Source organism: Cyanobacteria bacterium GSL.Bin1, assembly GCA_009909085.1.
In the GTDB taxonomy this organism is placed as follows: Bacteria; Cyanobacteriota; Cyanobacteriia; order Cyanobacteriales; family Rubidibacteraceae; genus Halothece.
The window spans coordinates 53,542-76,436 of record JAAANX010000099.1 but is presented as its reverse complement, the minus strand read 5'-3'; the positions used below and the strand labels follow the sequence as shown (position 1 = coordinate 76,436).

Sequence of the window (22,895 nt, the reverse complement as noted above, 5' to 3'; positions counted from 1 at the left end):
GTTAAGGCTTCTTCAGCAATCACTTTCTGTTGACATTTTCGTAGCATTTGCTTCGGCGTTTCCCCACTTATTCCCGATTCAGGGCTTAAGTATTATTGGTACTTTAAAAACTAGAGGAAATCCCAAAATGAACAACTTTCTAACCCTTCTGGTAAACGAAATCGTAGGTAACTTCTTTAAGGATGCCCCTAAAATCGACGATCTCGGTGACATTTTGATTGGGAACAACGGAGATGACAATCTCCAAGGCGGCGATAAAGACGACATTTTCTTCGCAGGGCGCGGTGACGATACTGTCTTAGGGGGTGCTGGCACCGATGTCGTTTTTGCTGGGAGTGGCAACGATATTGTGACTGGTCAAACCGGCGATGATGTTGGCTTTTTAGGGAATGGTGATGACCGCTTTATCTGGAACAACGGCGACGGCAGTGACTCCATTGATGGAGGTAAAGGCTTTGACATCACTGAAGTGAACGGTGCCAAAGGTGCGGGTGATGAGTTTGACTTGCGTCAAGCTAAGGGTCAGGCCATTTTTAATCGACTCAATCTGGGGCAGTTTACCCTGACTAACAAAAAGATTGAACAGTTTGAGATTAATGGCCAGGGCGGTGATGACTCCCTGACGGTTGGCGATCTCGGCGGCAGTGGAGTTCAAAAAATTGTCTTCTCGGGGGGCGAAGGTAATGATGTGTTAGACGCCCGAGAAAGCTCTACCACCATTGAGGCTTTCGGGGGTGAAGACAATGATTTGCTGCTGGGCGGTTCCGCCGAAGATACGTTTTTTGCAGGCGGTGGTGATGACGTTGTTGTCGGTCAACGGGGCAATGATACTGCCTACCTGGAAGCTGGCGACGACCGTTTCATCTGGAACAACGGCGACGGCAGCGACTTCATCGACGGTGGCGCAGGCTTTGATGTCACCCAGGTGAACGGTGCCGACGCTGCTGGCGATGAGTTTGACTTACGTCAAGTTGACGGTCAGGCCATTTTTAACCGGCTCAATCTGGGGCTGTTTACTCTGACGAACGAAGAGATTGAGCAGTTTGAGATTAATGGCCAGGGCGGTGATGACTCCCTGACAGTAGGTGACATCACTGGCAGCGGAGTTGAATCCGTTATCTTTTCAGGTGGCGACGGCAATGATTTTCTGAATGCGAGCGGTACGACCACATCGATTGTTGCAGATGGGGGTGCCGGTGACGACATTCTCATCGGCGGTGCCGGTGACGATATTCTTGTCGGCGGCGATGGTGCCGACCTGCTGATTGGGGGGGCGGGTAATGACATTCTGATTGGCGGTAATGGGCTCAATTCGTTTGGCTTTGATACCGGCGCTGCCTTCAATGCAGCGGATATTGATACCAATGTGATCCAAAACTTTGAGAGCACTGACAGCATTGTGCTGGATGTCACGGTCTTTTCAGCGTTGACCAGTGAAATTGGTGGGGGGCTATCCGCCAGCGAGTTCGCCGTTGTCGATAGCGCAGAAGAAGCCGCCCTGAGCGATGCTCTGATTGTTTACGGCGCGAATACCGGTCACCTATATTACAACCCGAACGGTGCTGAAGCAGAGTTGGGCAAGGGCGCCCAGTTTGCCACCCTTGAAGGCGCACCCGTACTCGATGCTAACAACTTTGTTGTCCAGGCATAGGCTGTCATACATCCATACATTGATAATGTCTGGAATTTCTAAAGCATCGATGGAAGTGACTCTCTGCATGCCTCTTTGATTGTCTAAACACTGCTGAAGAACACGCAAAGTTCTCTAAGTCACGCCCAGCTTAAAGTTTGGGTTCCCCCAAAAACGGATTTGGGCGTGACTTAAGTTCTTACTTTTCCCGTTAAGTGTTTCGGGTAAGCTCCCAACCCTCACAAAGGTGGTCGTGTAATAAAGGTGTTGATCGAGAAAAATATGTAGGTAGTCTTGCATAGTAATGATCAATATTGCAAGCTAGCATTGTAGTGATGGACAAAATCCCAGATGGCTCCTAGATGATTCTGGATTTTTTTAAAAAAAGAAAGACTCTTTCTCACTAATCTACCGACCCGTTGTCGGGGATCGAGTAGCAATTGATACTGCTGACGAACTTAATAAAAGCCAAATTGAAGAGAAATCATTCCCAACTCTAGTTAATCTGGAGCCAACTTAGCAAAGGAAGAAACACGAGTTTGAGCTAAAGGCACCCCCTCAAACCACGCGAACAGACGAAGCACATTCATCGCCGTGGCCGTTAAGATGTGTTGTCAATGCACTTTATCCAAACCGACATAACGAGAGTTCCGTAAACCCAAAGCACGCACTCCCTGAGAAATTGTTCCTTCTACCCCCGCACGGCGACTGTACCGTTTTGACCAGTTCTTGGTCTGTTGCTGTTTACGTCTTTTGAAAGTTAGTGAAAGTGCTATTCTGTCTCGTCTTTCTTCTTCTGATGCTCCGATGATACTTAATAAATCAGCTAATCGGTCGTCGGTGGCATCTTTAGCTCCAATGTTCCATCCAGTTGCGATTTCTAAGGTTTGCCGATGTTTTTCTACCCAAGGTTCTACCGCACACAATCGATGGTCTGATTGACTGACTACATAAGTGAGAAATAACACCGCTAGTTGACCATAACTTAACCCTTTTCGATTTCCATGAGGCGGGGCTAACTCTTGATCAATTATTGATGCTATTTCCATCTGCTTGAGCCAATGGATAATTAAGGGTATGTCATCTGCTCTTTCTGAGTTTGTTCTTTTCAAGAATACTGGTCTCTCTATTCTCTCAACTTACTTCTCAACTTACTTCTCAGCATACACTTGAGCTGTTTTATTTCTTTGACTATCTTGGATTTAAGCGAACGATGAGATCTAAGTGAAAGTCTATCTCTGGCAACCAGGCAAAATGTAGCGATCGCCACACTTTGCCCCATAATACCGCAAGACTCCTTTTAAGCTTCAAATAGCGTGTCCCAGTCTATCTGCCCTTCGTAAATCAAGATTAATTCGATATTGTTGACAATTTCAGGATCTAGGAATCCATCCTTTTTCAAATGGTTAGGCACTTTAGTTAAGTCAAAATCAATTGCCCAATCCCCAAACCAATTCTTAGCAACAGTTTCATTAATTGAATTCTCATCAACGATCTTATTTTCCTCAATCTTAATCGTGGCAAACTTCAAAGGTGATGATGCATCAGGAGCATCAAGTTTAAAGATTATCCCTGTAAGTTTGGTATCTTCGATTTGAGGTGGAATAATCTCTTCTGAAACCTGAAAATTCAACTCTTGCGAATTCGCCTCTGTCTCTGGATTCATAAAAGTATGCCATTCATTGGGAAATGCTTGTTTGAGGTTGAAATAATAAGCCTCAGAGGAAGATTTTAGCGAAGCTGAATTGGTTACTGTTTTTCTAAATGCATCGCCTCCATCTAAAGCGGTGTAACTCAAATTAATAATCACATCGGAAATAGTATCAAAGTCAATGCGATTGGTTGGTTTTGGTAAACTGAGTTTCCAGGTAGAAACTGCACCTGTGCCTTCAAAGGGGAAGTAGCGGGTATCCGCGAAAAAATTCAGCGCAAACAAACCGTTATCCAGATCTGCCTTGGAAATAGCAATCTTTTGATTGCTGCGCCAATTATTTCTTAGAGTAGATGCATCGGGAATTTCTTCGGTTTCTCCAAGTAAAAATTTGACTGCATCAGCATTAGGTTTTAGCAGTGTTTTGTTAGAGGTTTGGGTTAAGGTGGCGCTGATGTTTTGATAGGGACTGACAACTGCGGGAATAGAAACAGCAATGGTTTTGATTTGACGAGCGTAATGACCAGGGAAGTCGAGGTCAAAAAGTTGTTCGTTCAATTCAAATTCGCATTCTCCTGTTTCTTTCAATTGTTGGAAAGCCAAGAGATTTAGTTGTCGTAGGGAGATAGTTTTCTCAATTTCTAAACTACGGGAGTTACCTTCTATGTAGGCTTTCTCCAGTTGATTTAAACTTAACATCAAACTTTCTCCAGCTAGCAATCCTTGTTTCAAGCTGTCCCAATAAGCGAAGTTAATAAAAGTATCGTTGCTATTGATTTCGTATTGGTAAGCACTTTGGGCTGCCACTGCCATATCTAGAGCAATTTTGTAGGTTTGGAAATAAAGAATCGAGAGGCGATTAACCATCCATTGATACAGTTCTTGATTGGTAAACTTGCCTTTGAGGAAGTCTTCTATTTCTTTGGCTTGCTCAATATTTTTTTGGTGTATTTTTAGTTCTTGTTCGGCAATGGCTTGTTGAATCTTTTGAGCTTCTATCTCAGCTTCGATTTGCTGAACTTCGATTTCAGCCAAATTCTTTTCTAGTTCCCATTCTTCCCGCCTGCGCTGGTATTCAGCACCAGTGCGGATCAGCTCAGCCCGCTGGTTGATCGCCTCAGCAGTTGCCTGGGCAGCTTGAGCTGTAGCTTCGGATGCATCGCCTGGTTCCATACCTCCATTAGAGAATCCAAAGATTGTGGGGATAAGATGACCTGGGACACCCAGTCCGTACATGGAAATGACAGTATTCTGAGGGACTAAGGCTAAAGTCCTCAGTAACAGATCTATTGTTTCTAGTCCATTCAGGTTTTCATCGTACAGTTTTTGATAGTGTGTTTTTCGTTTATCTGCATTTGCTTTGCTCTGGTTTAGAGACTTCAATGTTTCTTTCGCTTCGTCAATTTGCTTTTCTTTGGTTGTGGTAATCAGTTTCAGGATGCTTTGCTCGTGAGTGCCAATCAGCAATGCTAGTTCTTCTGCGTCTTTTTTCTCCAACGCACTCAATAAAGATTCACCTAATTGAATTAGCGTGGAGGTGATGTTGGTAGCTCGCTCCAGCATATAATCGAAACGATAGTGGGGAACCGCAGGGGTTAACTGGGAAACCACACTCAGAGGTGTTGTTCCTGCTGCGACTGCTCTAACTAGCTCAATGGGGTCGATCGCGGGTTGGAATAGTGCCAGTTGTCGTCTGATTCCTTCAATACTCAAGGAATGACGAATTTTATACAGCCGATCTTCTACTCGCTCCCAATAGGCAATAAATTGTTCGTTCTCTGGAGCGCAGAAATAGGTATTAAGATCGTTAAATGGCGTGCTGGTAATCGTGGTGCGGGTAGGATCGCTCACGCTATGCTCTAGATCGATTAGAAACTGGGGAATGCCATCTTCATTACTTTCATATTGTCCTTTGATTTCTTGGAATGTTTTTGGCTCTGCTACTTGCCTTTTGCCTAAGTTTTCTGGTTCTTCTCCCAGTAAATCGTAAGCTAGTATATAGAGTATTGTCGCCTCACTAATCGATTCTCGGTTATCTTGGGCAAACAATAGATCTCCCCAGTCGAGCAAGTTGTCAATGTATTTCATGACGATCGCTTTTTCGTAAGCACCGATTCTTAAGCGGGCGATCGCGTGAGGATCGAAAGGATTATTGTTGTAAGCATCAATTGCAGCATCATTAGCTAAGACATCCTGGAGTTTTTGTAGGGTATTGCCCCGAAATGGCAGGTAATGCCAAAAGCGATCGTTTACATTTGCGATCGTAATCGGCAATTTACTACTATTTTGCAATATTTGATTTGCACTAAGAGCTACATTCCAAATACTAACTTCAGCAATTTGACCATTAAAGTATCTTCCACTCAGTGCCTGGTTCCCGCCAATCAAAATAGGCTCATTATTTTTAAATGCTTTGTCAACACCAGGTCGTCGGTTATCAAAAACACCATCTACATAAACTTGTAGTGAGGTTCCGTAATAAACTGCTGCCACATGATGCCACTTTCCATCATTAATATCAACTGTACCATTTACAGTTCCACCTATATCGACGTAAAAGTGAAGTTTATTACCCTGAAGGTCTAGTCGAAATTCGCGTCCTTTAGTAACAATAGACTGATTACCTGTGGCAGAGCTATCCAATTTAATCCAAGCCTCGATAGTCGCACGATTAGTTAGGCTATCAAAATTGGATTCATTAGCAATTTGGACATAATCACCCTCTCCGTCAAACTCCAACACATTTTTGGAACTAACACCAGGAAAATCGGTTACTGTTTTCCATTGGGGATTGCCTTGCAAAGTCCCATTGTTGATGCCTGTGCGATCGCTAATTTCATTCCCACTCCCTTCATCCATTGGCAAATATGCCAACAGTCCCGAAGGAGATGTGGGATTTGTCGGGTTGAAAATGTAGTGGTACCATTTCTGAGCTTCTTCAAACCGCTGGTTGGAGTTTAAGGTGTTGGCAACTAAAAAGGGAATGTGGAAAAATATTTCCCAGAAATAAATTCCATTTGGACCATCAAAATCTAATTGCCTGGTGTTAGAAAAATCAACCAAATCCGAAGGAGAGAAACGATTGAAATTTAGTTCAGGTGTAAGTTGGGAATCAAGGGTGAGTAAATTATCCAAACCCCCGATAAACATTTTTTGACTTAATTGTCGAATCGTGGTGCTATTAAGTCTTCTGAAGGTAAATTTTAGTTCTTCTAGATTAGAAATATCCGAAGCTTCATAGGATAGCGTGATTTCACCATCTTGAGTAACTACCTTTAAGCTATCGTCGATCTGTGGGAAATCATTAGCTTGTTGAGGAAAAGCCAGAAAAGCTTCGTCTCCATGATCGAAAGTGAACCACCCTGGTTGATTGTCAATTCCCGTGACCGAAACATGAGATCCAGATATATTTTCTGTTATTAATGGGGTGAATGGAATTGAAGCATTAGAAATTTCCTCGGCACTAAGAACGACATTCCAAACACTGACTTCAGCAATTTGACCGTGGAAATAGTCTGTATTTCGATTTTTGCCAATAAAAACTTTTGATACCCCATCAATACTTGTTTGACCACCCCCAAAATTAAATTCATTAACTAAGACACCATCGAGATATAACTTTCCAGATCGCACACCGTCACGTATTGCTGCTAAGTGATGCCAATCACCATCATCAACCGTTACATCTGAACTACCACTGCCAGACGAGCCATCACCAGTTCTAAAAGCAAATTTAGCCGATCCATTTTCAAGGTAAATTTGCCAGTAATCACTATTAGAACCAAGACCCATCATTAGGGTGCCAGAAGACTCCGTAGTTCTTAACCATAGTCCAATGCTAAAGTTACTTTGCCTAAATTTGCCAAAATTTGCGTTTTCGCCAGCAAATTCAACATAATCACCATCAGCATCGAGCTGCAACACTTTTCTAGAACTAATAACGGGGAAATCATTCACTATTTCCAATTTGGCATTCCCGATTAAAGTCCCTTGCTGGTTGCCCACAGGATCGCCAATCTCGTTCCCACTCTTCTCATTCATTGACCAGTATCCTAACAGCCCAATCAAAGGGTAACGACCTATGGAATCGTCAGCATAGTCAGCATAGTTATCATACAAAACATTATCTGTGGGAATTGCCATCAACTTACTGTCGAATATTTCGCTTCGTCTAGCATTAGAGGGTTGATCCTCCAAGATTACTTTTGTTTTCTCTTGCAGTAAATCGATGGTCAAACAGATGCCTGGGTTTTGTTCTTGGGTTTGATAAAATTGACTCTTTTGCTCCAAATCGCCAAACAAGGTGAGAATTTTTTCTGGTTCTGAACCGTTAGCTGGTATGGGTAGGGCAGTGACTTTACGCCATAGGTTGTCACTATCTCGGTCGTAGTTTTCAATCACAATATCTTTGGCTAGGGTTTGGGGTTGTATCCACTGGTTGCCAAATTTTTGGAATGAGTACTTAATCGTTGCTTTGGTTTCGGTTTCAGTTTCCTGATTGTTCCCTGTTTGTTTGGTTTTTTCTATTTGAACGATTTCTACCCAAAAGATAAACAGCTTGTTAAAGGCATAAGTTGCATTAATTTGTTCGGAGTTGATAACTAAATCAATTTTCTGCCAAGCTTCCCAGGTTGGGGTGTTTGCTTCGGGATTGATGCACTTGCGGTAATAATAAGTGTAGGGTTCGGTGGCGGTGCGACCAAATAGATATAAAGTATCCTGTTCTCCAGAATTACTGTCTACGGTGCAACGATAGCCCCCTGCTGGTTTGAGTTGAGCAATTTCGGCAAATTTCTCAAAATAGTTTTGGTAAGCTGTTTCGACCGATTCTTGAGTGATATCTGATTGCAATAACTCTTCTTCCAGTTCTTGATAAATCGGGCTTTTGATCTGGCGTAGACTGGGGTCGAGATAATTTTCGGGATACAAAAATATTTTGCGATTTGCTTCCCAAATTCGGTAATTCATGATCCATTGCCACCAACTGTCGGGAATTTCTAGTTTTTCCACCCCTGGTTCTAATCCCATTCGGCAGCGATGTAAATAGGTTTGAATGGCGAGGAGTGCTTCTTTAATAATAGAAACCGAGACTTCACTGGAAGTTTCCACATCAATCAGCAGTTCTTGAGAAAGATGGCGCAAGTTATCGTATTGCTGTCTCCAGACAATCCAAGCGGTTAGTACATCTCGCTTGTGTTCGTTCAGTTCACCTTCAAGTTTTTCGCTAACTTTAACCCATTGTTCGTCATCATATTTAGCTTTGGTAACTTCCTTAACTGCCTGAGAAGCATTTTGATAGAGTTCCCAATTTTCCGATTCTCCTACAACAGGTAAGTTTGCCAACTTCAGTAACTTGTTAAACCAGGAAACATTCACCCCAAGCTGACGACTTAAGCTAAAGTACTGTCCTAGCTTGGTGATGCCTGCAACTGTTTTGTGTGAATCCCTGTCAGGATTTACCCGATCGCTTTCTGGGCTCTCTGGTGGGGAAAACAGCAGAGAAATCTGTTCTGGCTTCCAACCAGTAATCTTAGCTAGTTCTTCAATGTGATTATTTTCCTCATTTTTAGAGACAGAGGCAAAATATTCAACAAATTCATTTTTTTCATCGCCAAAAGCTGCAATTAATTCTTTAAAGTCACTAATTGCTTGAATATTGTTGATGCTTAATTGAGATAGTTCGTTAATACCAAAAGTTTCTTGATTGTCTGCTACGCATTGAAGTTCAGTGGGAGTAAGTTTTAGTTTTTGGGTTAGTATTAGTATTCTTGAGAGAAAGCGGAAAAAATCAACAATATCCGACCATTCTTGTTGTTCTTGTAGTACTGGAGTGAGCAGAAACTTGACATAATCGGGAGTCTGGGTCGCAATAGCAGTATAGTCAAGTAAACTAATGGCTAAGTCAGCTTCAATGGCAAAAAATGAAGCAATTTCTGTGAGTTCTTCTATTTGTTTTTCAGTAGCTTGTTGCAGTATTTGCAAGCAATATTTTATTTGCCGATCGCGCCGATCTTTGTTTAGCTGCTCTTGGTCATTGTCATTGACGATCTTGCTGATTTCCTGTATGAGTTCCGCAAACTCCCCATCATTTGTGAAATCAGTATCTGTGAAATCAATATCTGTAAAATCACGATCGAGGACAATCGCAATTTTACTATCCAGGGAAACTTGGAGAATATTCTCGTATTCGCTGGTAACTTCGGCAATGTAATTATTTTCTAATAATTTATCGAAGATAGCTTGTGATTTTGACTTGTCAATTTCTTCGCTGATAAAATCAGAAGGTTTGAGCAGTGAATTTACAGCTAAGTTCCATAGCGATCGCATCGCTTCAATGACATCAGTTTCTGAATATCCGATATCAAGATTGGAGCCAAGTTTACCAGTTAGAATGTAGTCTAGTTCATCAATCTCAAAATTAGATGAATTCATCCATTGCCACAACTCGGTAATTTGGAGGAATTGGTCAATAGAAACAGCACCGATCGATTCTATGCTTAGGAAACTCAATAAAATTTGATATTCCTCAATGTTTAATCCCAGCGATCGCAATATTTGGCTAGTGCGGAAAAGCTGGGATAAATTTTCAACAGTTAAATCAACAGTATTCTCCTCTCTCCAAATTGCTTGTAAAATATCAATTAATTGGTTAACATCTAGTCGCAAAGCAGCTAATATTCTTCCGACAACTGGATTAGTTTCAGCTTGTTCTTCGAGGCTATTTAAGTCGATTTCTTTGGTCTCATCGGGAAGAGGATAGAATCCATCACCAAGAATGTCTTTAAAGGGATTGTTATATACTCGGTCGAACAAACTTTGAGGTTTTTCAGTATTGCTACCATTGCCGATGGTTTTCATTGGGTGCCAGAAACTGCACAAAACATCTAGAGGCAGCTTATATTGGTCTTGTAACTGTTTAATGTTGGCAATGTCTTTAATTGCTTCTTCGTTAATTTCAGTAGCGGTAATTGAGGTCAGTACCCAATCGAGGTCAGCAAAAGACCAGTTCAGCTTTTTAGCAAGACGAATGAAACGATGAATTCGGTCTAAGGTTTCGGAAGTCAGGTTTTCGATGGTGGGAGTTCCGTCAGAATTTGTCTCGTTTGTTGTGATTTGAACAGCTCGATTATCTAAAACTTGATTGATATAAAAGTTATGAGCTACCCCTGCATTCAGTTCCTCTTGGTCGAGATTTTGTTCGAGTAATTCGGGTAATTCTGTGCGAGATAATCCCGTTTGTTGGAGAAATACTTCAACATTATTCAGACTTGCTAAATCTTCAATTCCGTATAATTCTTTTAATTTTGTTTCGTCAGTTTCGGAATTGGTAATCAGATTATATTCCTCTAAAGAAAGTCCAATATATTCTCTGGCAATGGCTAATTCGTTAACATCAAAAGTTTGATAGATAGTCCCTAAATCTGTTTTCAGATGTCCTAAATAGCTGCGGATTTGTTCTAGGGGAAAATTAACAGGTAGAGTAAAGGGATAGGGTTCAGTAGCTAAAGATTGCAAGGCATCTGAGCTTTGCAATGCTGTTTTGACTCGTGCCTCTAAAATTCGATTAATAATTTGGAGAGAAGGAAGCAAACTATTAGTATTGTCGCAAGTTAGTTCAATTTCTTCTAAGTCCGGACGACGCTGATTTAATGTTAGACCTCCTGCTTGACTAATGCTGTCTTGATTGGGTTTAGTAATATATTGGTCAATTATCCGCATTAAATCGACAAAATAAGCCGCAGGACCAAACATTGAACCGCAATGGTCACAATCAACATAGTCGAGATCCCCAAACATTTCCTGATAGCTGGGAATATCTAGAGCAAGTGCAGCGCGATCGCTTTCATCAACAGCACTAACCTGCAGAGCTCGAAAATGAGGAGCAGCCACTGCATCTCTCATATTAGCCCACAGCAGTTGGGTTTTGGCTTTAATATCGATCGCCTTTTTGTGCATTTGTCTGGCTGTTTCTTCATCCCCAGGAAGCAGCTTGGCAAATTGCTCCTCTGTCATAGATGCGATCGCATGAGCCGAATCAAGACTCACTCCCAACTTATTTCCCTGCTGCTCGTCTCCTGGGGATTGTGCTGCTAGAGAGCGACTTTGGATGCTAGATTCTGACCGCGGAATGCGGTCACTCGCAAGCTCCGCCTTTGCAAGGCGGGGAACGAGTGACGGCGAAGGCGCGTTAAGCAACTTTTTGGCAATTTCTGGATTAGGATTTATTCGTAATAAACGTTGATATTTTTTTAGCAGGTCTAAAGTTGTTTCTCGCTCTACATTTTCCCAATTTAAATTGTTAGTTTCTCCATTGAGAAAATTAAACTCAAGGATATCAAAATCAGGGTTTTGACCGTAAAAGGAATTAAGGCGATCGTCTGATACTTTGTTAATTGACATTTTAGTTTCCTCGTTTCTTTTTAATAATTGAACTCTTCTAATTTGGTACGTAATTACCCTACTAATTTCCCTCCTGGGAGGGGCAGGGGATCTTTTTATTCGCTCAATGGTAAGTATTCAAAAGAGTTTCTCTAGGAAGGTAAGCTCAATTTAAAAAGTAATCGGGAAAAACAAGGGAAGATTTTGAAAAAGTCTGCGATCGTAAATGTCTGTATATTGTTACTGCTGATCGCAATAAGGAAGATATCTTGATAACGGAAAGGTAAAATCGAGGATTTTTATGTATATTGGGGGTTATGACCAAAAATGCCACCATTGATTCTCTGCCCATCATAGCCGCTACCAACGAACTGGTGGCGACCAATATGCTAATGGTTGAGTGGCTAGTCAAGGCGCAACAACAATTATCCCTTCAACAAAGACTGATTGACCAAAAAGACCAACAACTCTCCGTACAGCAGCAACAAATCTCTGCACAGCAGCAAGAAATTGAAAAATTGAAAGAAGAGCGGGATAAGCTGAAAAACCGCGACTCAAAAACAAGATGCACCAATGGTTTGTCGAAAGTTGAGACCCGTTGACTAGAGAGTGGTTGAAGTACATCAAACAGCCTGGAATAAGATGTGTTGACGAAACGACCTACTGTATTGATGGCATCAAATATTGGGTTTGGGTGGCCACATCGGCGGAGGTCTGTGTGTTGATGTTGGCTCCCACCAGAAGTTCGGCAGAAGTCGAGAAATTGTTAGAAGAGGGATAAATCGAAATAGACATAGGATGAAGAAAACTTCTCTAGTTCTTCCCTAGTTAGTTTAATGATATTAATTGAGTTGAGTTGAAAAAAGTGATCGCCGAAATGCGAATTTTAGTAGTAGACGATGACAAAATTTTAGTAGACGTTCTCAAACGTTCTTTATCAGGGCAACGTCATATAGTAGATGCAGCAGAAGATGGACAAATGGGTTGGGAGTACGTGCAAACAGGAGAGTACGAAATGGTTCTGCTAGATGTAAACATGCCAGGATTAGATGGAGTCAGTCTTTGCGAAAAAATGCGTTCTGAAGGCTATGCTACGCCTATTCTTTTAATGACTGCGAAAAATGCCAGCCAGGATCGCATACTTGGATTGGATGCAGGGGCAGATGATTATCTCACTAAGCCTCTAGATTTAGAAGAATTAAACGCCAGAGTGAGGTCATTATCTCGTAGAGGAGAAGTCGCTACTACTAATGTTTTAGATGTCAACGGATTAACTTTAGATGCTAATAGTTGTGAAGTTAGCTATCAACAACAGCCCATAAAACTTACTGCTAAAGAATACAGTTTATTGGAAATCTTTTTACGCAATCCTGTACGAGTATTTAGTCGATCGCAAATTTTAGATAAGCTTTGGACATTTGACGATCCGCCTTTAGAAGACAGCGTTAAGGCACATATCAAAGGACTGCGGAAAAAGCTCAAAAAAGCAGGGGTGGTTGATTGGATCGAAAATGTTTACGGTATTGGTTATCGTCTAAATCCTAAAGTTGCTGAATCCGAACAATCTAAGACTAATAATTTTGCTCCTGTAGAGCAGGAATTTAATCGCAAGATGGAGCAAATGTGGCTTAAATATCAAGCAAAAATGTCTGAGCGGATGAAGGTATTGCAAAATGCCGTACTAGCAGTTAAAAAGACTGAATTAACCACAGAATTACACCACAATGCCGAAAGATCGGCTCATAAAATGGCAGGAGTTTTGGGAATGTTTTCGAGAGATGCAGAGACAGATATTGCCCGTGAAATCGAAACCTTACTGCAAGATAATGCACAATTAAATCTTCAACAGCAAGAACAGTTTATTACTCTCGTAGAAGATCTTGATCGCCTGTTGGCACTAGATGAAACTGTCTCTACTGAAACTACAGATCGAACCAATCTATTATTAATCTCTGACAATTTGCAATTGATTGAGGAATTACAATATTTAGCCAAAACTCAAAGATCGGGCTGGCATAGATCGGATAATGTTTCTCAAGCCCAGAAATGGCTGGAACACAACGTACCTTCCCTAGTAGCGATCGATGCCAATCTAACTTATGATCGAGGAGAATATTTGGCTTTAGTTAGTCAGCTAAATTCTCTAACCCCTCCAATTCCGAGCATAATCTTATCTAATACTAATAGTATAGAAGATCGCCTAGCTGCGACTCGTGCTGGTGCGAGTAGCTTCTTGGTTAAGCCCATTACTCCCCAAAAAGTCTGGCAAACTATTAGTAAGTTAATCGAACAAGATCGATCTACAACTGCATCAATCTTAATTGTCGATGATGATGTTATCTTTTTGGATGCCATACGCTCAATTCTGGAACCGTGGGGAATCAGAGTTAGTACTTTAGAACAGCCTTTACGCTTCTGGGAAGTGTTGCAAGCAACTCAACCCGATTTGATAATTCTAGATGTAGAAATGCCAGAAACCAATGGTATCGAATTATGTCTGACTCTTCGCAACGATCCAGATTGGCAAGAGTTACCCGTATTGTTTCTCACCGCCCGACAGGATGCTCAAACCATTCAACAGATATTTGAAATGGGTGGAGATGACTATATTTCTAAGCCCATAGTTGGTGCTGAATTAGTTGCCAGAATTCAAAACAGATTAGACCGTAGCCGTCTCTTACAACGCCTTGCTACTCAAGATCGCCTAACAGGATTAAGCAACCGCAGCCAAAGCAGTCGTGAATTAGAAAGACACTTACAACAGGCTAAAGATAACGCTCGACCATTTTGTTTGGCTGTGTTGAGAATTAAAGAACTTCAAAAAATTAATTTTAAGTATGGATATTCAACAGGCGATCGCATTTTGGCGCAGTGGGGCAAGGTAATTGAGGCTGCTTTTCGCCATGATGAAGTAACAAGCTATTGGGGCAATGGTGACTTTATTGTTGGGATGCCCAACTTAGATAAAACTCAGGGCAAAAGACACTTAGCAGAATTACTTAGCATTCTCAGAAAACAAGTATTTACTTCTCCTGAAGGAGAAAGGTTTCAAGTCGCCTTTAACTGTGCTACAGCGGAGTTTCTGCAAGATTGTAAAAGCCTACATTCTCTGTATAAAGCTTGCCTCAGACCTTAGTTCTCAAAATATTAGTAATTCGATCGGGTAATTCTAAAGGGCGAAAAGGTTTGGTGATTACTCCTGCCAAATCTAATTCTGTTAGTTCAGATGCGATCGCCGAATTATTTTTTGCCGTCATCATAATTACGGGAATAGCAGCCGTATTGTAATTGGCTTTGAGTTGTTTGAGGGTTTCTTTACCATCCCATTCAGGCATCATTAAATCTAAAAGAATCACCTCTGGTTGACTACTTTCTGCTAAACCTAAGCCTTCTCTACCCGTACTGGCGGTAATCACCTTCCAATCTGCTGCCATTTCTAATCCCATTTGGGCGATGTCTTTAACATCTTCTTCATCATCAATAATTAGGATACTTTTACTCATGGTTGCATCACCCTATAAATCCGACTAACTTAATTTAAACTGCGATCGAGAGAAACTAGGGAACATTGAACATTTTATAGCACTTCCTAAGCGGGTGAGGTACAAAATTATCGGTTTAGGGAATAGGGAACAGGGAATGAAGGATGTACTTCATGAGAATAAGAATTGCTATATTTATGGTTGTTAATTGTTAATTGTCCATCAACACTGGCAATTCAATATAAAATGCACTACCTTTACCCAAAACACTTTCTACCCAAATTTTGCCGTTGTGTCCTTCAACAATATGACGACATATAGCTAGCCCTAATCCTGTTCCGCCTTTGCTGCGGGAATCAGATGCGTCTACCTGTTGAAAACGTTCAAAGATAGATTCTAATTTATCTTCGGGAATACCTCTACCCGTGTCTTGGACTAATATTTGACAAATATTATTTTTAACGATGGCTTTTAGTTTGACTTTCCCTCCAGCTTGGGTAAATTTAATCCCGTTACTGAGTAAGTTAGTTAATGTCTGCAAAAGGCGATCGCTGTCTAAGCTTAAAACTACATCGCAGGGTTCTAAAACTAATTCAACTTCTACTTTAGTAGCCATTGCCTGCATGGTTTCTGTAGCTTGGACTAACAGGGGTTTGAGGTTACACTCAGCAGGCTCGATCACAATTTCACCTGACTTCATTCTTTCTAAATCGAGGATATCGTTAACCAAGCGAATTAAACGTTCGCTATTGCGGATGGCTACCTGTAAGATTTGTTTTCCGCGATCGCTTAATGTTCCTAATTGACCAGAATTTAATAAATCTAACGCACCAATAGTTGAAGTCATGGGGGTGCGAAGTTCGTGACTGACTAAGGAGATAAATTCATTTTCAACGCGTTTGCGTTCGGTAATATCGTTGAGTATTTGTAGAGTGCATTTTGTCCCATCTATTTCAATTAACTCCATTGATAGTAAAACTGTTTTGATTGGACCCGATTTGGTGGGAAATTCTAATTCTAGGTTGCGAACAAAACCTTGAGTATTCGACTTGCTTAGTGCTTGTTGATATACGGTTAAAGCAGATGGTGAATAGATCTGTTCGAGAGTTTTATCGATGATCTCTGAGGCACTGTAGCCACTCATTTGGAGAAATCTTTCATTGACTTCGAGTATTTGTCCCGATTCGTAAGTAGCGATCGCAATAGGGTTAGGACAGGCACGAAAGGCTTTGGCAAACTTGTCTTCGGCTGCGTTTTTTTCGGCTATTTCCTGCTGTAGTTGATTGTTTCGCGCTTCTAGCTTAATTTGCAGATTGCGAATGGTTAAATGAGTGTCTAATCTCGCTAATACCTCCTCTACCTGAAACGGTTTGGTAATATAGTCTACCCCACCTATCTGAAATGCCTTTACCTTATCAAACACATCTCCCAAGGCACTGATAAAGATAATCGGAATATCTTTGGTGCGATCGTCTGCCTTTAGTTGCTGACAGACCTCATAACCGTTCATTTCGGGCATTTTTACATCTAGCAGAATTAAGTCGGGGGGTACTGCTTTTGCCCCGCGAATAGCTGTCGAACCTTTGGTAACGCTGCGAACTTTGTAATTTTTCTCCGTTAACATTTGAGACAATAAAGACAAGTTTTCAGGCGTATCGTCAATGGCAAGGATATCGGCTTTAGGTTTGTGCTGTAGTTCTCTAGACATTTTTGGGAGATAAGAAACAGAGAATAATCATGTTGCTTGAATTTTACATCTCATTGATCGCTGCTATAGCAATCCCATTTAAAAATGAAGAGTTATAGATTATGAGTGTCATTAGTTATTAGTTATTAGTTATTGGTTATTCTCCAAAATGATTTGAGGTTGCTATACTTCTTTATCTAACCAGCGATCGCACAGTTTATTTGAAAGTTTTTTGCGCATATTTTCATCTATAGCAGTTCTCATTTGGATGTGATACATTCGAGACCTTGGTTTTTGTTGATGGTTGATAGTGATGTATCTCACTAATTCAGCAAAAGCTATAGTCTAGTAAGAAGATATTTTTCAATCCCGACTTCTTCCCGATTCTACAGTTGAATACCGATCAAGAAATCAAGTAAATGCCTATTTTTGATTTCTTCAAATCTATTCACTACTAGGGAGGATCTTCAATCGATGAAATTTTTTAAACGTATCGGAAAAACCTTTGAGGATGTCGGGGATGTAATGGTAAACGAAGTCGCATCAGTGGCTAAAGATGTGGGTACATCAGCGACACGCATCGTGACAGACACGGCGATCGATCTTGCCAATGTCAGTACGGGTTTTCAATTTAATGATGACATGGAAGCTGCTAAAAAAGCCATGTCAGATGCAGGCATAATTAGTGCTGCCGAGGCGATCGAGAAGAACCACTATGGTTTTTTAAAAGACATGGAAGATGAAGCTCGCGCTAAACACAAGGAAATTACCCGCTTGCTAAAGAAAGGGGAGCGCATAGAACTTCAGAGAGATAATAAGGCTTCTGTATTGGAGAGAATGTTGCTGGATATTGATAATCTCATACAAATCAGTGATGAGGTCAATCAACTCCTAGAAAAAGCCGCTCAAATTCCTGGTTGGGAAAAGTGGGCTAAAATACTCGATATTTCGCCAACTCCAATCACCGACATCGACAAGTACAAAACAGATTGGCATGAAATAGGTCAAAGAATTATCATCTCCCGAATGAGTGCCGATGCCGCCAGTGGTGTTTCTGCCCTGTCTTCAGTTGGTTTACTGGCTAAAGCCTCGAAACTAACAAAAGCTTAGTGGTACAGAAAACTCTGAAAAGTATTGAGAGATGGGAAATTTTGGAAGAAGCCAGATGACAGGCGGGGGCTTATTATGGGATGCTAAAGTTCCCTAACCAAAGCAAACCCATGTCAACCCCTCTTCTCTATCATCAACTTCATAGTCAACTGCGTCAATGGATTATCCCCAAGGATAAACGACATCTCATCGGTTTTGCGGAAAATGTCGCAGCCATCCTGCAATCAGAAAGTGCTTGTCTAAGCCATTGGATTACCTACTTGACTCACCGGAATTGTCAAGCGCGTTCTCAGATGGAACGATTAAGTTACTTTGTAAATAATCCCAGGATTACCGCTGAGACATTTTATGATCCTCTAATCAAGCAATTTCTTCAAGGCTGGGAGGGAAGTGAATTAATCCTGACTTTGGATACAAGCCAGTTCTGGGAAGAATTTTGTCTAGTGGAAGTGTGCATGGCTTGGGGAGGACGCTCTTTTCCCTTGGCTCAAAAGGTGCTGGAACATCGCAGTGCCATGATCAGCTATCAAGATTACCGAGAGGTGCTCGAAAGAGCAAGTTCACTATTACCTAATAACTCTCAGATCACCCTCTTAGCCGACCGAGGCTTTGAACATGGTGAGTTAATCCGTTGGTTGGAGGAACAATCTTGGTCCTGGGCCATTCGGGCGAAATCAGATCTCAAGATTACTTTCTGTGATCAAAGGAGCAAAAGCGTTAAACATTTATTGCCACCGCTACAACAGGCTTATCTTTTCTCCCAGGTTACGGTACTTGAAGATATTCACTGTCATCTAGCTACTGCTCAGGTCTCCCATGCGGAAGAACCCTGGGCTGTCATTACCAATACTGCTCCCTGTTTACAAACCTTCTTTCTTTATGGACAACGCTTTGGTGGGATTGAGCCTCACTTTAAGGATTACAAATCTTCCGGCTTTAGCTTACTCCGTTCCCGTCTCAGAACCCCTCAAGCTCTGCAGGGTTTACTGATGCTTCTAGCTACGGCAACGATTATTGCTATTTCCTTGGCGGTCCACTTGCTGATGCAAGGACAACGTTCTCGTCTTGATTGGCACTCTCAAAGAGGGTTCAGCTTTCTGCAACTCGGTTTACGGGAATTAAATCGACTTTGCTATCAAAGGCTTCCTCTTCCTGCTTGGATCGGGTTGCCACGAACTCATCCGCCATCAGCTTGTGCTTCACGGAAAAAAAGAGAGGAGCTCAGCACTCGCATTGAGTTTTCCAAAGTGACTGTTTTCCCTTATGGACTTCGATGAAAGTTTTCTGCACCACTAAGCTAACAAAAGTCTCAAAAGTTTCCCAAGCGTCCAAATTTACGAAGATTGGCAAACTAGCAGGACGAGCATCGGGGGTTTTAGCGGTAGCATCCGTCGGACTAGATATAGGTTTATCTATTTCCGAGTTGGAAGCCAAGAAAGACAAACTGGAGCAATATCTTAAAGAGTTAAATGATGGTATAGCAGAATCCAATCAAGACTTAACCGATTTGCGAGGGGAACTGAGAGAAATCAATCTGAGAATTAATGAACTACTCAATACCATTGAACCTAAGCAGACAGAAGAATCTTGGGATAATTGGGTCGAGGATAAAGCAGAAGCATTAAAGAAATTACGTAGTCGCTTGGTATCTTTTGAGGGCATCCGCGCTACCGCAATCAAAATAGCTCAAAGCACCAAAAGCCTACCCTATGATGTCCGCGTGGCGATGATTGTCGCCAGTGACCCGTCAATTGATGAAGAAGAAGCCAAGTCAATTATCGCTGATGTTGGTTAGTAAGTGAAAGTAACGATTGTTTTTTAGTACTTAATTGAAAGGAGAAGAAAATCATGAGCTTTATTAGTTTAATCAATGCAGCAAAAGCAGCAACTACTGCTGCGAGAGCATCTACCAAGTTTGAAAAGGCAGTGAAAATCTCTAAGGGTCTTTGGACTACCGTAGAAATTGCTGATGCTGGTATGGATGTGTTTCTGATCGGTAACGAAATTGCCAAAGCATTAGGGGTCACCGATCCAGAAATCAAGGCATTGATTGACAGGGTAACTGAAAAAGGAGTTGAGTATGACACAATGATGAGTCAGGTTACTCAAGCCAATACAGATATCACTAATTTACTGGCAGCTATTACCTCATTACACGGTATCAATGATGATTTTACCGAAAGACAAGGGTTAGCATTTGAACAGATTGCAGCATTAGATTCCTTGAAAGAGAAATTAAATAGTAGTATTCCCACAACCTATACATGGTTTGAAAATACAGCCTTACTAAGTAACAATCTAAGTGATGATAGCCAAGACAAATTAACAGCGATTCAACAACAACTCGGTCCCAATTATATGATTATTGGTCTTGCGAGTTCTGGTCTTGGTTTGAGAGCAGGATTCTTAGGTTATAGTCAGTACAAAAAGCGCGAGTCAGGAGCAAATGCTCCTGGAGCAGATACTAGTCCCAACAACATGGGTGTTGGTAGTCAAAACCCAGAGCAATTAAGCGACAGTCAGGAAGCCAAAAAAAACAGGGTCCAACAAGTCCGCTCTGGCATTACCAAATACGGAAGTATGATGTTACGGGGGGTTGATAAGCTGGTTAATGTCGGTTCTTTTGGATTCAGTATTTTCACCCTGATCCAACAGCAAAAAGCAGAAGCTGCAATAAAGCGAGATTTAAATGAAATGCTTCAAGATTATGAATCTACCATTAGTACTTATAACTTTGTGCTGAATGGTTGCAAAAATGCCGATGGCAGTGTCAATCAAGAAGCACTTGAGGCAGTTGCCACTGAATTCGATCTGGTTTTGGAAGAAGAAACTGATGAAGCCATAGAGACTTTAGTCATAGGATATTATGGCGTTCTTGAAGAATTCGACGCAACTGTAGACGATATAGTCGATAGCATGGATGATGCTTATGAATCGATGATCGAGCAGTTTAAGAGTGTAGAAATTGATTCTAAAGACTCACAAATTGTTGCCGATTTAGAAAGTTCCTACGATAGATTTAAAGACTTGAAGGATATAGGCAAGGACGAAAATTTAGCTGGAGATAAGAGAAAGACTGAGTTGGATAAAATTCGCGATGATTTTGCCAATTCCGTTGCTAAACAAATGAAGGTGATTAACCAAGAATTAGCAGTTGCGATCGCCAATCACAAGAGTTTGAGCATCTTGGAACCCTTTGCACAGGGTATCATTGACAAATGGCTGCTGTTCGTTCCGTCACTTCCTCCTTCAGAAAAATTCATAGAATTAGAAGCTGCAACAGTCAAAAGTACCCTGGATATATCTTTTCTAGAGCGCGAACGATTCAAAACAGAAGAGGAAATATTTGAGGGCTTAAAACAATTAATTCCCGAACTAGTTGCAGAAGAGTCAGCAGAGCCAGCATTAGTTTAGGAGCTTATAGCAATCACTACCCAAATACATTATTGAAGAGGAAAGATTTCAAGATTGACAATGTGATAATTTTAATCTTCTATCTTTTCCTCTTTTTTTTGGCATTGCTAGTTGGGTAAGGATTATGAACCAAGAAAATCAACTATCTCTATCCCATTCCTCAAAAATTTCTGTAATTCGAGCGATCGCTTTATCGGCAGCTTGTTCGGGAGAAATTTTATCCACAATAATACTATTAAAAGCCTCTCCCCAAATATTTTGTTCTAAGACCATACTATAAGCAGGATGTTGAGTAGAATAAAACAGTCTTGTTTGACCGTTAGTCAATGTCTTCGTTGCAGTCGAAACATGAATATTTTGAGGGTCTGTCCAGAAAGAGTCTTGTTTTGCTGCTGTTATTGCTGGTAAGTATCTTCCTCCAGCACTTTTTAGATAATTACCAATAACTTCTGGTTGAATCAGGAAAGATAGAAAATCTTTAGCTAATTTCTTATTTTTTGCTTCCGTTAAAATTACTGCTTGTCTGACAGAAACTAGATGTCGAATAGAATTTCCATCAGGCTTATAGGGAAACTCCATAGTACCTAAACTATTGGCAAAGTCTTCTCGATTTTCGTTTAAGGCAATAGCAATCGAAAGAGTTGGATTGGGTGTCATTATGACATTGCGGTTAAGAAATTCACGGTTATTGTCAGGGTCTAACCAATTTAATGCGCTAGATGGCACATAACCTTGTTGGTAGAAATTGGTATACCATTTCAAACAATCGACAATACTTTGACGTACATTCTCATCATCAACTTGTAAATTTCCGCGATCGTCAAATATTGCTACATTATAGGCTTCCAAAATCTGTTCAAATAAATAATATGTATCTGAAGCTTTTTGAGAATAAGGGATGCCAAAGGCATAAATATCTTGCTTTTGTTTTTGAAGTTCTTGCTGTATTGTCTTCCAGAATTCCCAAAATTCATCCCAGTCTTGAGGAATATCGCTAGGCTTTTTGCCGACTCGATCTAACAAGTCTTTCCAATAAAAAATATGAATAGTACCTTGATGAAGAGGAACACTATAATAGCTTTGTCTTTTGACAACGTTGTTGTAAAGATAAGCTGCTTTTCTCGAAGTATCTGTATAAAGTTGTTCTACAGGTTCAACTACTTCAGAAACGTCTGCAAGTTTACCTTGCCAAGCAAGTAGTGGATATTCAGCACGACTAGAAAATAAAATGTCAGGAGAGTTACCAGCCTGAATAGCCCTCCGAGTTTTTTGCGTTATTTTGTCAGGAGTATAAAATTTGATTTCCGCTTTTTGACCGCTTTTTTGCTGCCAACTGCTAACAATTTTCCTAAATGCTTCGTCTTCTTCAATAATATAACCCTTATCCCACCAGATTTGAAGCACATTAGGATCGACTAGCGATCGCGTCTTCACCTCATGATTCTGCAATTGAGTATCGGAGTTACAGGCAACGACTAGCATAATGGTAGTCATTGCTAGAGCAAAAGAACTTAAAAGTTTTTTGGTCATAGTTATCTTTAT

The 22,895-nt window shown here is 41.0% G+C and carries 10 protein-coding genes and 3 pseudogenes; 7 read left to right on the top strand and 6 right to left on the bottom strand.

Annotation, left to right across the window (positions count from 1 at the left end; translation table 11 throughout):
• Positions 1-127 precede the first annotated feature (127 nt).
• Positions 128-1,651 carry a calcium-binding protein gene (locus tag GVY04_13355; GenBank protein NBD17081.1) on the top strand — a complete coding sequence of 508 codons (1,524 nt, stop codon included), beginning with the start codon at positions 128-130 and terminating at the stop codon, positions 1,649-1,651.
• Positions 1,652-1,938: 287 nt separating this feature from the next.
• On the opposite strand, the pseudogene GVY04_13350 reads toward GVY04_13355, so the two are convergent.
• From GVY04_13350 to GVY04_13340, 3 genes and pseudogenes are all read right to left on the bottom strand, one after another.
• A pseudogene (locus GVY04_13350) lies at positions 1,939-2,055 on the bottom strand (IS1 family transposase).
• A gap of 342 nt (positions 2,056-2,397) precedes the next feature.
• Positions 2,398-2,742, bottom strand: a pseudogene (locus GVY04_13345) (transposase).
• A gap of 188 nt (positions 2,743-2,930) precedes the next feature.
• On the bottom strand, positions 2,931-11,681 hold the full coding sequence (locus GVY04_13340; GenBank protein NBD17080.1) for a hypothetical protein: 8,751 nt from the start codon (positions 11,679-11,681) through the stop codon (positions 2,931-2,933).
• Positions 11,682-11,968: 287 nt separating this feature from the next.
• Between GVY04_13340 and GVY04_13335 the strand changes: the two are divergent.
• Both GVY04_13335 and GVY04_13330 read left to right on the top strand, forming a co-directional pair.
• Positions 11,969-12,429 (top strand): annotated as a pseudogene (locus tag GVY04_13335) (hypothetical protein).
• Positions 12,430-12,537: 108 nt separating this feature from the next.
• The gene (locus tag GVY04_13330; protein NBD17079.1) at positions 12,538-14,796 is read left to right on the top strand and encodes a response regulator; all 2,259 of its coding nucleotides are present in this window, start codon (positions 12,538-12,540) and stop codon (positions 14,794-14,796) included.
• On the opposite strand, the gene GVY04_13325 is transcribed toward GVY04_13330, so the two are convergent.
• Positions 14,786-15,163: a response regulator gene (locus GVY04_13325; GenBank protein ID NBD17078.1), complete on the bottom strand. Its 378-nt coding sequence runs from the start codon at positions 15,161-15,163 to the stop codon at positions 14,786-14,788. The genes GVY04_13330 and GVY04_13325 overlap by 11 nt on opposite strands.
• A 190-nt stretch (positions 15,164-15,353) precedes the next feature.
• Positions 15,354-16,850, bottom strand: coding sequence for a response regulator (locus tag GVY04_13320; protein ID NBD17077.1), 1,497 nt, complete (start codon positions 16,848-16,850; stop codon positions 15,354-15,356).
• Positions 16,851-17,303: 453 nt separating this feature from the next.
• Here GVY04_13320 and GVY04_13315 point away from each other — a divergent pair, with 453 nt between their 5' ends.
• The 4 genes from GVY04_13315 to GVY04_13300 all read left to right on the top strand — a co-directional run bounded on the left by GVY04_13315 (position 17,304) and on the right by GVY04_13300 (position 21,353).
• Positions 17,304-17,939, top strand: a complete 636-nt coding sequence (locus GVY04_13315) for a hypothetical protein (GenBank protein NBD17076.1) — start codon at positions 17,304-17,306, stop codon at positions 17,937-17,939.
• 110 nt (positions 17,940-18,049) lie between these two features.
• A complete protein-coding gene (locus GVY04_13310; GenBank protein NBD17075.1) occupies positions 18,050-19,216 on the top strand; it encodes a transposase in 1,167 nt (388 codons plus the stop codon).
• Positions 19,213-19,734 (top strand): hypothetical protein, encoded by a 522-nt coding sequence (locus GVY04_13305; protein NBD17074.1) that lies wholly within the window; start codon positions 19,213-19,215, stop codon positions 19,732-19,734. Before GVY04_13310 ends, GVY04_13305 begins: the two co-directional genes overlap by 4 nt.
• A gap of 53 nt (positions 19,735-19,787) precedes the next feature.
• Positions 19,788-21,353 carry a hypothetical protein gene (locus tag GVY04_13300; GenBank protein NBD17073.1) on the top strand — a complete coding sequence of 522 codons (1,566 nt, stop codon included), beginning with the start codon at positions 19,788-19,790 and terminating at the stop codon, positions 21,351-21,353.
• A 138-nt stretch (positions 21,354-21,491) separates the two neighbouring features.
• Here GVY04_13300 and GVY04_13295 read toward each other — a convergent pair whose 3' ends face one another.
• A complete protein-coding gene (locus GVY04_13295; protein NBD17072.1) occupies positions 21,492-22,883 on the bottom strand; it encodes an extracellular solute-binding protein in 1,392 nt (463 codons plus the stop codon).
• Positions 22,884-22,895: the final 12 nt, after the last annotated feature.

Coding starts and splice junctions, on each gene's coding strand:
- GVY04_13355 (NBD17081.1), top strand. CDS start 128: ATGAACAACTTTCTAACCCTTCTGGTAAACGAAATCGTAGGTAACTTC.
- GVY04_13340 (NBD17080.1), bottom strand. CDS start 11,681: ATGTCAATTAACAAAGTATCAGACGATCGCCTTAATTCCTTTTACGGT.
- GVY04_13330 (NBD17079.1), top strand. CDS start 12,538: ATGCGAATTTTAGTAGTAGACGATGACAAAATTTTAGTAGACGTTCTC.
- GVY04_13325 (NBD17078.1), bottom strand. CDS start 15,163: ATGAGTAAAAGTATCCTAATTATTGATGATGAAGAAGATGTTAAAGAC.
- GVY04_13320 (NBD17077.1), bottom strand. CDS start 16,850: ATGTCTAGAGAACTACAGCACAAACCTAAAGCCGATATCCTTGCCATT.
- GVY04_13315 (NBD17076.1), top strand. CDS start 17,304: ATGAAATTTTTTAAACGTATCGGAAAAACCTTTGAGGATGTCGGGGAT.
- GVY04_13310 (NBD17075.1), top strand. CDS start 18,050: ATGTCAACCCCTCTTCTCTATCATCAACTTCATAGTCAACTGCGTCAA.
- GVY04_13305 (NBD17074.1), top strand. CDS start 19,213: ATGAAAGTTTTCTGCACCACTAAGCTAACAAAAGTCTCAAAAGTTTCC.
- GVY04_13300 (NBD17073.1), top strand. CDS start 19,788: ATGAGCTTTATTAGTTTAATCAATGCAGCAAAAGCAGCAACTACTGCT.
- GVY04_13295 (NBD17072.1), bottom strand. CDS start 22,883: ATGACCAAAAAACTTTTAAGTTCTTTTGCTCTAGCAATGACTACCATT.